The 13303-nt window shown below is 39.4% G+C and carries 14 protein-coding genes, 1 tRNA gene, 2 rRNA genes, 1 other RNA gene and 1 other annotated feature; of the genes, 3 read left to right on the top strand and 15 right to left on the bottom strand.

What is annotated here, in order from left to right:
- The 8 genes from ASC42_RS13030 to tadA form a co-directional block, all read right to left on the bottom strand.
- Positions 1-103, bottom strand: a 16S ribosomal RNA gene (locus tag ASC42_RS13030); the annotation flags it as partial.
- Positions 104-283: 180 nt separating this feature from the next.
- The gene (locus ASC42_RS13025) at positions 284-550 is read right to left on the bottom strand and encodes a pro-sigmaK processing inhibitor BofA family protein (RefSeq protein ID WP_055442062.1); all 267 of its coding nucleotides are present in this window, start codon (positions 548-550) and stop codon (positions 284-286) included.
- A gap of 87 nt (positions 551-637) precedes the next feature.
- The gene (locus tag ASC42_RS13020) at positions 638-859 is read right to left on the bottom strand and encodes a YaaL family protein (RefSeq protein ID WP_032101915.1); all 222 of its coding nucleotides are present in this window, start codon (positions 857-859) and stop codon (positions 638-640) included.
- Complete coding sequence (gene recR / locus ASC42_RS13015; RefSeq protein ID WP_055442061.1) at positions 859-1455, bottom strand: recombination mediator RecR; 597 nt, start codon at positions 1453-1455, stop codon at positions 859-861. The genes ASC42_RS13020 and recR overlap by 1 nt, the downstream gene beginning before the upstream one ends.
- 9 nt (positions 1456-1464) lie before the next feature.
- Positions 1465-1788: a YbaB/EbfC family nucleoid-associated protein gene (locus tag ASC42_RS13010; protein ID WP_021095866.1), complete on the bottom strand. Its 324-nt coding sequence runs from the start codon at positions 1786-1788 to the stop codon at positions 1465-1467.
- A gap of 16 nt (positions 1789-1804) precedes the next feature.
- Positions 1805-3484 carry a DNA polymerase III subunit gamma/tau gene (gene dnaX / locus ASC42_RS13005; protein ID WP_055442060.1) on the bottom strand — a complete coding sequence of 560 codons (1680 nt, stop codon included), beginning with the start codon at positions 3482-3484 and terminating at the stop codon, positions 1805-1807.
- Between the two features lie 108 nt (positions 3485-3592).
- Positions 3593-3857, bottom strand: an RNA gene (gene ffs / locus ASC42_RS13840) — signal recognition particle sRNA large type.
- A 73-nt stretch (positions 3858-3930) separates the two neighbouring features.
- Positions 3931-4419, bottom strand: coding sequence for a tRNA adenosine(34) deaminase TadA (tadA, locus tag ASC42_RS13000; protein ID WP_055442059.1), 489 nt, complete (start codon positions 4417-4419; stop codon positions 3931-3933).
- A 135-nt stretch (positions 4420-4554) separates the two neighbouring features.
- Here tadA and ASC42_RS12995 point away from each other — a divergent pair, with 135 nt between their 5' ends.
- Together ASC42_RS12995 and ASC42_RS12990 are read left to right on the top strand one after the other, a co-directional pair.
- Positions 4555-5193 carry a deoxynucleoside kinase gene (locus ASC42_RS12995; protein WP_055442058.1) on the top strand — a complete coding sequence of 213 codons (639 nt, stop codon included), beginning with the start codon at positions 4555-4557 and terminating at the stop codon, positions 5191-5193.
- Positions 5190-5858, top strand: coding sequence for a deoxynucleoside kinase (locus tag ASC42_RS12990; protein WP_055442057.1), 669 nt, complete (start codon positions 5190-5192; stop codon positions 5856-5858). Before ASC42_RS12995 ends, ASC42_RS12990 begins: the two co-directional genes overlap by 4 nt.
- A gap of 122 nt (positions 5859-5980) precedes the next feature.
- Here the strand turns inward: ASC42_RS12990 and ASC42_RS12985 are convergent.
- The 6 genes from ASC42_RS12985 to guaB form a co-directional block, all read right to left on the bottom strand.
- Positions 5981-6073 (bottom strand) — tRNA-Ser (locus ASC42_RS12985).
- An 80-nt stretch (positions 6074-6153) separates the two neighbouring features.
- The gene (gene serS, locus ASC42_RS12980) at positions 6154-7428 is read right to left on the bottom strand and encodes a serine--tRNA ligase (RefSeq protein WP_055442056.1); all 1275 of its coding nucleotides are present in this window, start codon (positions 7426-7428) and stop codon (positions 6154-6156) included.
- Positions 7429-7482: 54 nt separating this feature from the next.
- Positions 7483-7698: a binding site (T-box leader), on the bottom strand.
- Between the two features lie 56 nt (positions 7699-7754).
- Positions 7755-8333 carry a pyridoxal 5'-phosphate synthase glutaminase subunit PdxT gene (gene pdxT / locus ASC42_RS12975; RefSeq protein ID WP_055442055.1) on the bottom strand — a complete coding sequence of 193 codons (579 nt, stop codon included), beginning with the start codon at positions 8331-8333 and terminating at the stop codon, positions 7755-7757.
- A gap of 18 nt (positions 8334-8351) precedes the next feature.
- On the bottom strand, positions 8352-9236 hold the full coding sequence (pdxS, locus tag ASC42_RS12970) for a pyridoxal 5'-phosphate synthase lyase subunit PdxS (RefSeq protein WP_004888477.1): 885 nt from the start codon (positions 9234-9236) through the stop codon (positions 8352-8354).
- A 212-nt stretch (positions 9237-9448) separates the two neighbouring features.
- A complete protein-coding gene (locus ASC42_RS12965; protein WP_055442063.1) occupies positions 9449-10735 on the bottom strand; it encodes a D-alanyl-D-alanine carboxypeptidase family protein in 1287 nt (428 codons plus the stop codon).
- A 141-nt stretch (positions 10736-10876) separates the two neighbouring features.
- Entirely contained in the window at positions 10877-12343 is a 1467-nt protein-coding gene (guaB, locus tag ASC42_RS12960; protein WP_055442054.1) for an IMP dehydrogenase, read from the bottom strand.
- Positions 12344-12460: 117 nt separating this feature from the next.
- On the opposite strand from guaB, the gene ASC42_RS12955 reads away from it, so the two are divergent.
- Positions 12461-13162, top strand: coding sequence for a YaaC family protein (locus ASC42_RS12955; RefSeq protein WP_055442053.1), 702 nt, complete (start codon positions 12461-12463; stop codon positions 13160-13162).
- A gap of 21 nt (positions 13163-13183) precedes the next feature.
- Here the strand turns inward: ASC42_RS12955 and rrf are convergent.
- Positions 13184-13300: ribosomal RNA gene (gene rrf / locus ASC42_RS12950) — 5S ribosomal RNA — on the bottom strand.
- Between the last annotated feature and the right edge of the window lie 3 nt (positions 13301-13303).

Below are 13303 nucleotides of genomic sequence, written 5' to 3'. Positions count from 1 at the left end.
CCGCTAACCAAATAGAAGCAAGCTTCTATTTGATCCGCTCGACTTGCATGTATTAGGCACGCCGCCAGCGTTCGTCCTGAGCCAGGATCAAACTCTCCATAGAAAAGTTATCCTTAGCTTTTACGCTGCTGTTTTGTTCAGTTTTCAAAGAACAACAAAGACGTGAATAATAGTACCACAAAAATAATCACTTGTCAACACCTTTTTATTATCAACAACGACATTTATTAATATATCATGAATGTATATATTCGTCAACAAAAAAATAAACGGATATGTCCGTTTATGAAATGACATATTGTTGAATAAAAATAAGTGATATAACACCAGGAATACCTAGAAACCCAGTAACCGTTACTGTAAACAAATTAATCGGTAAATGAATATTTAATACATCACCAACAACATTAATTAAAAAAATAAATAAAGCCCCAATCACTAGACGAGCGATTCCTTCCCCAATAAATCGAGTCAAGCGTATCGGAATACCAATAAGCAAAATAATAACAATAAGACTCACGATCGACACAATGACGACTGTTTCATTCATATTTTTCTCTCCTTCAATCTTTTTTATTTTTAAATATATGTTCATCTCTTTTCGGTATGACAAGCCTATATAAAAAGGGAAGGTGTATTATCCCTTCCCGATCGAAACTTTTCTTTTCTTCGCTTCTCGAAGGAGAAATAAGTATTTTGCCTCGGCAATTTTTAAGTCAAATATAACTTTTTCAGACGGCTCAACACTTTTTTCTATTAATTGCTTCTTTCCCATCCAATCATCACGATAACTTTGCAAACGTTCAATAAGCTGATCATTAAATTGTTTGCGTAACCACCCTTTTTTCTTCCAAAACACTACAATTCCCTTCTTCCTTCAAGAGCTTTTGATAACGTCACTTCATCCGCATATTCTAAATCACCACCAACCGGCAATCCATGAGCAATGCGCGTAATTTTAACACCTGTTGGCTTCAACAACCGTGAAATATACATGGCTGTTGCTTCACCTTCAATATTTGGATTCGTTGCTAAAATGACTTCTTGAACCGTTTCATCTTGAAGACGTCTAAGCAATTCAGCAATTTTAATATCCTCTGGACCGATTCCTTCCATAGGAGAAATCGCTCCATGTAACACATGGTACAACCCATTATATTCCTTCATTTTTTCCATAGCGATAACGTCTTTCGGATCTTGAACAACGCAAATAATCGAACGATCTCGTTTGTCGTCTTCACAAATATAACAAGGGTCTTTATCGGTAATATGACCACATGATGAACAATATGTTAAATTTCTTTTCGCATTTACAAGCGCTTTTGCGAAATCCAGTACTATGTCTTCTTTCATGTTTAGCACAAAAAACGCCAGACGGACGGCCGTTTTCGGACCGATGCCTGGCAATTTCATAAAACTGTCGATTAACTTCGATATTGGCTCTGGATAATACATACGAACCCCCTAGAATAACCCTGGTATGTTCAATCCTTTTGTAAACTGCCCCATTGTTTCTGCTGTTAATTCATCTACCTTTTTTAACGCATCATTTGTTGCAGCAAGCACTAAATCTTGCAACATGTCGATATCTTCTGGATCGACAACTTCCTCTTTAATTTTCACTTCTAAAATTTGCTTATGACCGTTAGCAATAACCGTCACCATTCCGCCTCCTGCTGTACCTTCAACTGTTTTTTCCGCTAATTCTGCTTGTGCTTTCTCCATATCTTTTTGCATTTTTTGCATTTGTTTCATCATTTTTTGCATATTTCCCATTCCACGCATCATGTTCATCATTCCTCCATTACTCTTTAATTTCGACTAAATTGTCACCAAACCATTTTTTCGCTTCGGAAATAAACGGATCTTCCTGTTCGTGTTGTTCACCCTCATTTGTTTGTTGACGAATGAACTGTCCGCGGATTTGAAACCATTCGCTTTCAGGAACAGGAATCGTGTCAAGCTTCTTTCCTGTCAACTCAAGTAATACTTGCTCTAAGTTGTCTTTAACATAGTTACTATTATCAGCAACCATCTTACAATGAATTTCATATTTAAATTTTAACACAAAAGCTGTGCTACTTGCTGCTACAGGCTCACTTTCTTGCAATAATGCCGCATGAGACACTTTATTTTGCTTTTTCAACAACTCGAGCACATGTCCCCAATTCCCTTTAACAAGGGACAAATGTTGATGCGTTGCTTGACGAAGTACTTCATGAATGCGCCCTACTGGTATTTTATAGTCTGTACGAATACTTTTTCCTGTTTTTTTCACCGATTCACTTGTTTCTGTAGCAGAGGGCTTCACACCAGTTTCCTTTAGTTTCGCTAATTCTTCTTCAAGTTGTTTCAACTTCTCCTCTAACACCGGAGAAATCGAAGTTTTAGTCACGCGCTCCTCTTCGTAACAAAGTTTCACAATTGCCACTTCCATATGAATGCGCGGGTGATTCGTTAGACGCATATCATGTTGACTTTTACTTAACAAATCGATTGCTTCATATATAAATGATGTTGGAACCATGTCAGAAAGCTCTCGAAAGCGCTCGTCAACAAGCACGCGATGCGTCACATCCTCGAGCTGTGGCGCTGCTTTATATAAAAGCATATCTCGATAATAGTAAATTAAATCTTCGACAAGACGATTCGGGTCTTTCCCTTGCTCCATTAAATCTTGAAAAAGACGTAACGCCTCAACCGTCTTTTTTTCATACATCGCGCCAATTAAATCTGCAATTTTTCGTTGCGAAACCGCACCTGTAACTGCTAACACATCTTCAAGCAAAACCCGATCATCACTAAAAGAAATGGCTTGATCAAGCAAACTTAAAGCGTCACGCATTCCGCCATCAGCAGCACGTGCAATCGCAAACAATGCTTCTTCCTCTACATCTATACCTTCTTCAGCGACAACGGTTTTTAAACGCGAAACAATGGACTTTAGCTCAATGCGCCGAAAATCAAAACGTTGGCATCGCGAAACGATCGTTAACGGAATTTTGTGTGGCTCTGTTGTCGCTAAAATGAAAATGACATGTTTCGGTGGTTCCTCTAATGTCTTTAATAACGCATTAAACGCACCAATGGATAACATATGCACTTCGTCAATAATATACACTTTATACGGTGCTGAGGTTGGGGCAAATTTCACCTTATCGCGAATATCACGAATTTCATCTACTCCATTATTTGATGCTGCGTCAATCTCTAACACATCCGAAATCGAACCGTTCATAATGCCTAAACAAGTCGGACATTCGTTGCATGGCTCTGCTGTTGGACGATGCTCGCAGTTTACCGCTTTAGCAAAAATTTTAGCTATACTTGTTTTCCCTGTCCCACGTGGACCTGAAAATAAATATGCATGTGAAATCTTTTGTTGAAGCAGGGCATTTTGCAACGTTTTTGTGACGTGTTCTTGACCGACAACATCTTTAAAGCTTTGTGGTCGAAAAACACGATATAAAGCTTTATAACTCACGAAACTGCCCTCCTCTTTGCTCGTATCTTATTCATTATATCATTAAAAAACACATGAAAAAAGCACTTGCCGTCTAAGCAAGTGCTTGTATCCTACCTATGTAAATTGCCGTGCACCTTCCGTCGACTAGCTGCCATAAACGTTACTAGAGTAGTTAGCTCAGTTCAGGCACCCCTGCGGCACATGGGATTGTCCGCTTACTGCTGCTTCCTTCCGGACCTGACAGGGTTCACGGATTCCCATTGCGCAGGACCCAAACGTCAACACCACTTACTCTAGGCAGACTCTACAGCAAACTAGCCTAAAGAAGGAATTCAGCCTCGCTAGAGCGGATTGCGAGTACAGGGCACCGCTACCTCCCCGCTTAGCACGGCAACGCGTTATCTCTAACGCAAGTATAAGTATATCTCTTTTTTATATAAATTGCAATGTTTACACAATGGAATTTAATCGGAATAAAAACTATTTTTTTCTTCTTTTTTTCGTTGACGCAATCGTCGAAAAAAATCACTTAGCATACGACCACATTGTTCAGCTAATACCCCACTAACCACTTCTGCTTGGTGATTAAATCGCTTCTCTTGCAATAAATTCATTAATGTTCCAGCACACCCTCCTTTTGGGTCACTCGCCCCGAACACAACTCGTTTTATGCGAGAAAGAACAATGGCCCCAGCACACATCGCACAAGGTTCTAACGTCACATACAACGTTGCTTGTTCTAGTCGCCATGTCCCTAGTTTTTTACATGCTTCATCAATAGCTAAAAGCTCCGCATGAGCAATCGACCGTTGATCCCGTTCGCGCAAATTATGAGCTCGCGCAATGATTTGATCGTTATATACAATAACAGCACCGATAGGCACTTCCCCGATTTCCTCCGCCTTTTTTGCTTCTTCAATTGCTAAATGCATGTAGTACTCATCATTTTTCATCTTTTGAAACTCCCGTACTTTTTATCATCTATAAAAGTATATCAAAACAAAAAAGCAACATACAGACTAATCATTTTATGTTAAAATAAATTTTGTCTGTCTACACAGACGGTTTCACCTAAAGGAGGTTACACAATGTCCCGCGTACCCTTTATTACTGTGGAAGGTCCAATTGGTGTTGGAAAAACATCATTAGCCAAGGTCATCTCAGCCCATTTTCAATATGAACTACTAAAAGAAATCGTTGATGAAAATCCTTTTTTAGGTAAATTTTATGAAAACATCGAAGAATGGAGTTTCCAAACAGAGATGTTTTTTCTATGTAATCGCTATAAACAGCTAGAAGATGTCGAGAAAAAGTTTTTAAACAATGGGAAACCGGTTGTAGCTGACTATCATATTTTCAAAAACTTAATCTTCGCTAAGCAAACGTTAAAAGGAAAGCAATACGAAAAGTATGTACGAATTTATGACATTTTAACAAACGACATGCCAAAACCAAATGTCGTCATTTATTTACACGCTTCATTACACACGTTGTTAGAGCGTATTGCTATGCGTGGTCGCGAATTCGAAAAAAACATTGACCCGAACTACTTAAAACAACTATCTCATGCTTATGAACAAGCAATGGAACAATTTGAACAAGCCCATCCTCACATTCCTGTATTGCGATTTAACGGCGATGAACTCGACTTCGTTCATCGTGATCAAGATCGATTTTATATTTTAAATGAACTACAATCTGTTCTTAAAAGGAGCTCAGAACAATGAACTTACGAGAAAAATACCATATTCCAAGCGATGCTGTCATTACCATTGCTGGAACGGTCGGTGTAGGAAAGTCGACGATGACAAAAGCGTTAGCTGATGCACTTCAATTTCGTACTTCTTTTGAAAAAGTAGACACAAACCCATATTTAGATAAATTTTATGCCGATTTTAAACGCTGGAGTTTTCATCTTCAAATTTATTTTCTTGCAGAACGATTTAAAGAACAAAAACGTATTTTCGAATACGGAGGAGGATTTGTTCAAGATCGTTCCATTTATGAAGATACAGGAATTTTTGCAAAAATGCATTTTGAAAAAGGAACAATGTCAAAAGTTGACTATGAAACGTATACAAGTTTATTTGAAGCGATGGTTATGACACCATATTTTCCTCATCCTGATTTACTTATTTATTTGGAAGGAAGTTTTGAGGAAATTATTAAACGTATTCGTGAACGCGGTCGCCCAATGGAACAGCAGACACCAATTGAATATTGGAAAGAAATGTATGAAAGATACGAAAAATGGATTAATAGCTTTAACGCTTGTCCTGTTTTGCGTATTAACATTAATGAATATGATATTATCAGTGATGCTCAATCAATCGAACCGATTGTCGCAAAAATTGGGTATATGATTGAACAATATCGTAAGTTAAAAAAATAAAGGATGCCTAGTTTAGGCATCCTCATTTTTTACATAAAACAAAAATTCGTTACATATTGTAACGAATTATTTCAATAAACAATCCCCATTTTATGCGCTGTGGTTTGTAAACATCCAAATGATGGCGGAGGAGGAGGGATTCGAACCCCCGCGCGCCTTTCGACGCCTCTCGGTTTTCAAGACCGACCCCTTCAGCCAGACTTGGGTACTCCTCCGTATCGACATGTATTAATTTATCATCATTATTATCCCATGTCAATACCTTTTATACAAAAAAGGGGAGCAATTTCTCCCCTTATGAAATCACTTCTTTGCCTCCCATGTACGGCCGAAGTACTTCCGGAATGACGATCGTTCCATCTTCTTGTTGGTAATTCTCCAAAATCGCCGCCACTGTTCTTCCAATCGCTAGACCAGATCCATTTAATGTATGTACATGTTCTGGTTTCGCTTTCGGATCACGGCGGAAACGAATATTTGCACGACGGGCTTGAAACGCCTCAAAATTGCTGCAAGAAGAAATTTCTCGGTATGTGCCATAGCTTGGTAACCATACTTCAATGTCATATTTTTTCGCAGCAGTAAAACCTAAATCGGCGGTACACATGCTCATCACACGATACGGCAAACCTAGTAGTTGCAAAATACGTTCTGCATCATTTGTTAGCTTTTCAAGTTCCTCATAAGAATCTTCTGGTTTGACGAATTTAACAAGTTCTACTTTATTGAACTGATGTTGACGAATTAATCCACGCGTATCTCTTCCTGCTGAACCAGCTTCTGAACGGAAACATGCACTATAAGCGGCATATTTAATCGGTAAATCATCTACTGATAAAATTTCATCACGATGTAAGTTTGTTACAGGGACTTCTGCTGTTGGAATTAAAAAGTAATCTTCGCTTTCGATACGAAATGCATCCTCCTCAAACTTTGGAAGCTGTCCCGTTCCTGTCATGCTCGCCCGATTGACAATGTACGGTGGTAAAACTTCTTCATATCCGTGTTGTTCAACATGTACATCTAACATAAAGTTAATTAATGCACGTTCTAAGCGCGCCCCAAGTCCTTTATAAAATACAAATCGACTTCCTGTTACTTTCGCCGCACGTTCAAAGTCTAAAATCCCAAGTCGATCAGCAATTTCCCAATGTGGTTTCGGTTCAAAAGAAAATGAACGCGGTTCACCCCATTTGCGAATTTCTACATTATCATCTTCTGATTCACCAATTGGGACAGATTCATGCGGAACATTTGGAATCGATAAAAGTAGCGTTTCAAGCTGTTGTTCCACTTCCCGCAATTCATCGTCAAGCACTTTAATACGATCACCAACTTGGCGCATTTCAGCAATGAGATGATCTGCATCTTTTTTTTCACGCTTTAATAAAGCAATTTGTTGCGACACATCGTTTCGCTTATTTTTTAATTCTTCCGCTTGTGCAATTAGTTCTCGACGACGACGATCGAGTTGCTCAAATCGTTCAAAATCCGCTAAATCCTCACCACGATGTTGAAGCTTTTGTTTTACTTCTTCAAAATGGGTACGTAAAAATTTTAAGTCTAACATCAACATGGCCTCCCTTTATTTTGATTAATGAAATAAAAAACTCTCGTCCCGAAAGAAAGGGACGAGAGTGCTCCCGCGTTGCCACCCTAGTTGAAGACATACGTCTTCCACTCGAGAGATATAACGGTTCTCACCGGAAATGCCTACTGACTTAACGCGTTCAGCATTTCGCTCCAGGATGGATTCACAAGTCATTCCTGCCGATTCACACCGTCCACCGGCTCTCTGAAAGGAAGAGGGCTTGCTACTAGTTCCTGTCATCGCTTTTTCTTCATATCATTTTCTTGGAAATAATGTACTATAAGTTTAAACAAAATGCAACTCGTTTATTCCTTTGTCTCTTTCACCATATGGATAAAGTATTGCGTCATACGATGGTCATCTGTTAATTCTGGGTGAAACGAACATCCTAAAAATTGTCCTTGTCTTGCCGCGACAATGCGACCCTCATACGTCGCGAGCACGTCAACATCGCCCCCTACAGATACAATGTGCGGAGCGCGAATAAATACACCAATAAAATCGTCGGCAACACCTTTAATTGCTAAAGATGCTTCAAAACTTTCACGTTGACGACCAAACGAGTTGCGCTCAACCGTAATATCCATTAAACCAAGGTGTGGCTCATCATAACCAACAATTTTTTTAGCTAAAATGATTAAGCCAGCACACGTTCCAAACATCGGCTTCCCTTCGCTTGCAAATTGCTTCAGTGGTTCAATAAATCCATATTTATCCATCAAGCGACGCATGGTCGTGCTTTCCCCGCCTGGAATAATGAGGCCGTCAATATGTGCAAGTTGTTCTACTTTTTTAACAACAACAGCTTCTACACCACACGCTTCAATTGAACGTACATGTTCACGTACAGCCCCTTGTAACCCTAGTACTCCTATTCTCACCATATTCATTGCTCCTTTACATTACCATCCGCGTTCTTGCATTCGTTGTTCAGGAAGCAACGAAGAAATATCAATCCCTTTCATCGCTCCACCTAATCCTTTCGATAAGTGAGCAATTAATTCGTAATCTTCATAATGAGTTGTAGCCTCTACGATAGCACGTGCATATTTTTCAGGGTTTTCTGATTTGAAAATACCTGAACCGACAAATACACCATCAGCACCTAAATGCATCATCAACGCTGCATCGGCTGGTGTCGCGACACCACCAGCTGCGAAGTTAACGACAGGAAGACGACCAAGGCGTTTAATCTCTAATAGTACCTCAAACGGAGCACCTAAGTTTTTCGCCTCTGTCATTAATTCGTCTTCGCTCATGCTGACGACTTTGCGCACTTGCGCGTTTACTTTACGCATATGGCGAACTGCTTCGACAATATTCCCTGTACCCGGTTCACCTTTCGTACGAAGCATGGAGGCACCTTCAGCAATACGACGAGCTGCTTCACCTAAATCACGACAACCGCATACAAACGGCACAGTAAATTGACGTTTATCGATATGAAACTCTTCGTCTGCTGGCGTTAATACTTCACTCTCATCAATATAGTCTACGCCGAGCGCCTCTAATACACGCGCTTCCACATAGTGACCGATACGCGCTTTCGCCATCACTGGAATAGATACTGCCTTCATCACTTCTTCAATTACAGTTGGATCAGCCATGCGAGCAACGCCACCAGCTGCACGAATATCAGCTGGAACGCGCTCAAGAGCCATCACAGCGACTGCACCTGCTGCTTCTGCAATTTTTGCTTGTTCTGCGTTCACAACGTCCATAATGACGCCACCTTTTTGCATTTCCGCCATCCCGCGTTTTACACGTTCTGTACCTGTAACCGCCACCGTTCATTCCTCCCATTATGTATATCGTTATTGTGATATTGTACTGAAAAATAAGTTTCACGACAACTATTCATCACTTCAGTACACTATCCATATTCTAGCATACGTTTTTACTAGGTAAAAGTGTAGAAACACTAGCTACATTTTTTTATTTTAACTCAATTTTTTAAAAAATCACAATAAAAATTTTAAAGCTCTCTAAAAAGAGAGCTTTAAAACAACCCTTTGATTGCGTTTGAAGCACCGTGCCAAATGTCGCTAAACAGTTCGCCAATGGCGCGCATCGCTAAAACAAAGCCATTTGCTTTCTCTACAGCTTGTTTTGTTACGACGTCAACTTGTGCTGCCTTTTCCCCTTCTTTCGTTAAATATCCGTAGTCTGTTCCTTCATATTTCACATACATATACCCGACTTTTTGACCTTTTTTCACAGGAGCTGTTAACGTTTCTTTTTCAATGACAACAACAGGCTTATATTTTTTTTCTTCCCCGCGCTTGATGACAAGCGACAATGGTTGTTTTGTTGCAATCGCAACTTCTTTTTCTTTTCCTTTTTTTACAGTTATCGTTTTATATTTTTTCGTCGTATAGCCTTTTGGATATAATTGTTGTACAGTATAGTTGCTAAACGCATAGTCTAACATTTTTCTCGTCTGTTCAAAACGTGATAAATGCGTACCTTTGCCGTTCGTTTTGGCATTCATGACAACGGTGATAAAACGCATGCCATTTCGCTCTGCTGTACCTGTAAAGCAATACCCCGCAAACTCTGTATATCCCGTTTTAATACCATCTACACCTTCATATGCTGCGACAAGTCCTGGGAGCATCCAGTTCCAGTTATCCATTTTAATTTGGTCATCTGTTCCTTCTCGGAAATACTTTCGAGGAATGCTTGCCGTTTCTAAAATTTCCGGGAACTCGTGATATAAATGATATGCTAATGTTGCCACAGCACGAGCAGACATCACGTTTTCGTCGTTATCTCCACTCCCTGCTGGGTGCAGTCCTCCTAAATCTTTGTTATTTAGTCCAGTTGCATTCACAAACTTATAATCTTTTAATCCTAACTCTTTAGCTTTTTCATTCATCATCTTCACGAAATTCGTTTCCGAACCACCAACAATTTCTGCAATTGCAACCGTCGCTCCGTTGGCTGAGTAGATAGCCATCGCCTCATACAGTTCACGTACTGTATATTTTCCGTCTTTTCTCAACGGAACGTTCGATAAGTCTCGCTTTTGCGAAATTTGATATACATACTCACTTACTGTGTATTCTTGATCCCATTTGACGCGTCCTTCATGAATCGCTTCTAGCAACAAGTATTCCGTCATCATTTTTGTCATACTAGCAATTCCTAAAACCGCATCAATATTTTTTTGATATAAAATTTTTCCCGTTTCCGCTTCAACAAGAATAGCAGCATCGGCTTCAATATTGAGCACGTCTTCTTCCGCCTTTGTATTTTGTGGTAACGTCACCAGAAATAAGAACATTGCTACAATGGAAATGATGAAGCTCTTGTACCATGTTTTCACGCTCAAACCCTCCAACTCTGTTTTACATAACCGTTATTTTAGCATACTCTTGTAAAAAAAAATAGACAGAGGAATCTTCCACCTCCATCTATTTGTTTACTAGATGAGCGAGTAGTTCGGAGCTTCTTTCGTAATGTGAACATCATGTGGATGGCTTTCTCTTAATCCTGCTCCCGTCATGCGTACAAATTGAGTTTTTTCTCGCAATTCTTCTAAGTTTTTCGTTCCACAATAGCCCATTCCCGCACGCAATCCACCAACAAGTTGATAAATCGTATCGGCAAGTGGCCCTTTATAAGGTACACGTCCTTCAATGCCTTCTGGAACAAATTTTTTATTATCTTCTTGGAAGTAACGATCTTTACTTCCTCTTTCCATCGCTCCAACTGATCCCATGCCACGATATACTTTAAATCGTCTACCTTGATAAATTTCTGTTTCTCCTGGGCTTTCAGACACACCCGCCAGTAGACTACCAAGCATAACTGCATGTCCTCCAGCTGCTAAAGCTTTTACAATGTCACCAGAATATTTAATTCCTCCATCAGCAATGATTGAAACACCGTATTTTCGCGCTTCTGTTGCACAGTCGTAAATGGCCGTAATTTGAGGCACGCCAACACCTGCGACAACCCGTGTCGTACAAATGGATCCTGGGCCAATACCGACTTTAATGATATTTGCTCCTGCTTCAATTAAATCCTTTGTCGCCTCTGCTGTCGCGACATTTCCTGCAATAATGTTTAATGTTGGATAAGTGTCGCGAATTTTCCGCACCGTTTCAAGCACTCCTTTTGAGTGACCGTGAGCTGTGTCAACTACTATGACGTCAACATTTGCTTCAACAAGCTTTTTCACGCGCAACATCGTATCTGCCGTAACCCCGACAGCCGCTCCGACAAGAAGACGTCCTTTGTCGTCTTTTGCTGCGTTTGGGAATTCAATAACTTTTTCAATATCTTTAATAGTAATCAGTCCTTTTAACACACCTTGATCGTCAACGAGAGGGAGTTTTTCAATTTTGTATTTTTGTAAAATTTTCTCAGCTTCTGCTAATGTCGTTCCCACAGGGGCTGTAATCAAGTTCTCTTTTGTCATCACATCAGAAATTTTCATTGAGTAATCTTGAATAAAGCGCAAATCACGATTCGTAATAATTCCAACAAGTTTTTGTTCATCAGTATTATTCACGATCGGAACGCCTGAAATACGATATTTACTCATTAAATGTTCTGCATCATATACTTGATGTTCAGGGGTTAAAAAGAATGGATCTGTAATTACCCCGCTTTCTGACCGTTTCACTTTATCAACTTGTTCCGCTTGTTGTTCAATTGACATGTTTTTATGGATAATTCCTAATCCTCCTTGGCGCGCCATCGCAATCGCCATTTCCGCCTCTGTTACTGTATCCATTCCCGCACTAATAATCGGGATGTTCAATTTTAACGTTTTACTTAGCTCAACCGTTAGATCGACATCGCGAGGCAACACTTCTGACTTCGCTGGAATTAAGAGAACATCATCAAACGTCAATCCTTCTTTCGCAAATTTCGTTTCCCACATTGTTTTTTCCCCCTCACTTTGGAAATATTAATTAGTAGAGTATCAACTTCGCTTTTTTCTGTCAAGAAAACATAAAAATGTTAGATAATTCGATCAATTAAACAAGGAGAGCGTACGATGTGGGAAGTATTTTATTCATCAAATTTTGTACATCAATTTTTACTTGAACGCTACAAACGGGAAGGAAGGGAAGATGCAGAAAAGAAAAGTTATGATAATTGTTATCCATTTATGTACTACTTACAGCATGGAAAAAAATTTTATGACACAGCCCGTCAAGCACCATTAGCCATTAAACCTGTTTTATTATTTTATGGGAATGTCCAACTTCTTAAAGCATGTTTATTAACGATTCATGCTGACTATCCTGAATCCTCAACCGTTTTAGCACACGGAGTATCAACGAGGAAAAGGAAAAAACAAAACTATGATTTTTTTAAAGACGAAGTAAAAATTCAAAAACACGGTTTGTTTACTTATTTTTCTGAAAAAATGTTTCATGTGAAACATGCATATGGGGAAAAATTTTGCATGAAACAGTTGTTAGAACAAATAGAAGAACTAACTCCTTTATTTCATCTATATTTTAAACAAACAAATGTACAAAATAAGGGTATTCATGAAATCATTGCCCATTATTTATTGCTATACAATTTAAGTATGATTTGCCGTTATGAAACGGAATGGTGGTACGATCTCCTTCATAGTTATTCAAATGATGCATATCCTTTTATTGTGCAGTTTTTAGAAGTAACTGAACATAAAATACCGCTATATTTGTATCATTATTTATTAGACAGCAAAAAAGACCAAGACTAAATTGTCTTGGTCTTTCTATTTGCCCGGCAACGCCCTACTCTCGCAGGCGGTGTCCCGCCAACTACCATCGGCGCTGGAGAGCTTAACTTCCGTGTTCGGGATGGGAACGGGTGTGACCTCTCCGCCATCGTCACCGAGCAA

The organism is Anoxybacillus suryakundensis (assembly GCF_001418025.1).
Taxonomy (GTDB): Bacteria; Bacillota; Bacilli; order Bacillales; family Anoxybacillaceae; genus Anoxybacillus; species Anoxybacillus tengchongensis.
Note: the sequence above shows the minus strand (reverse complement) of the source record. Positions and strands in the feature narration are given on the sequence as shown.

What these genes read in the sequence shown, in the direction of transcription:
- ASC42_RS12955 (WP_055442053.1), top strand. Translation starts at nt 12,461, where the DNA reads ATGTGGGAAGTATTTTATTCATCAAATTTTGTACATCAATTTTTACTT.
- recR (WP_055442061.1), bottom strand. Translation starts at nt 1,455, where the DNA reads ATGTATTATCCAGAGCCAATATCGAAGTTAATCGACAGTTTTATGAAA.
- guaB (WP_055442054.1), bottom strand. Translation starts at nt 12,343, where the DNA reads ATGTGGGAAACGAAATTTGCGAAAGAAGGATTGACGTTTGATGATGTT.
- ASC42_RS13025 (WP_055442062.1), bottom strand. Translation starts at nt 550, where the DNA reads ATGAATGAAACAGTCGTCATTGTGTCGATCGTGAGTCTTATTGTTATT.
- ASC42_RS12990 (WP_055442057.1), top strand. Translation starts at nt 5,190, where the DNA reads ATGAACTTACGAGAAAAATACCATATTCCAAGCGATGCTGTCATTACC.
- serS (WP_055442056.1), bottom strand. Translation starts at nt 7,428, where the DNA reads ATGTTAGACTTAAAATTTTTACGTACCCATTTTGAAGAAGTAAAACAA.
- tadA (WP_055442059.1), bottom strand. Translation starts at nt 4,419, where the DNA reads ATGAAAAATGATGAGTACTACATGCATTTAGCAATTGAAGAAGCAAAA.
- ASC42_RS12965 (WP_055442063.1), bottom strand. Translation starts at nt 10,735, where the DNA reads ATGTTCTTATTTCTGGTGACGTTACCACAAAATACAAAGGCGGAAGAA.
- ASC42_RS12995 (WP_055442058.1), top strand. Translation starts at nt 4,555, where the DNA reads ATGTCCCGCGTACCCTTTATTACTGTGGAAGGTCCAATTGGTGTTGGA.
- ASC42_RS13010 (WP_021095866.1), bottom strand. Translation starts at nt 1,788, where the DNA reads ATGATGCGTGGAATGGGAAATATGCAAAAAATGATGAAACAAATGCAA.
- pdxT (WP_055442055.1), bottom strand. Translation starts at nt 8,333, where the DNA reads ATGGTGAGAATAGGAGTACTAGGGTTACAAGGGGCTGTACGTGAACAT.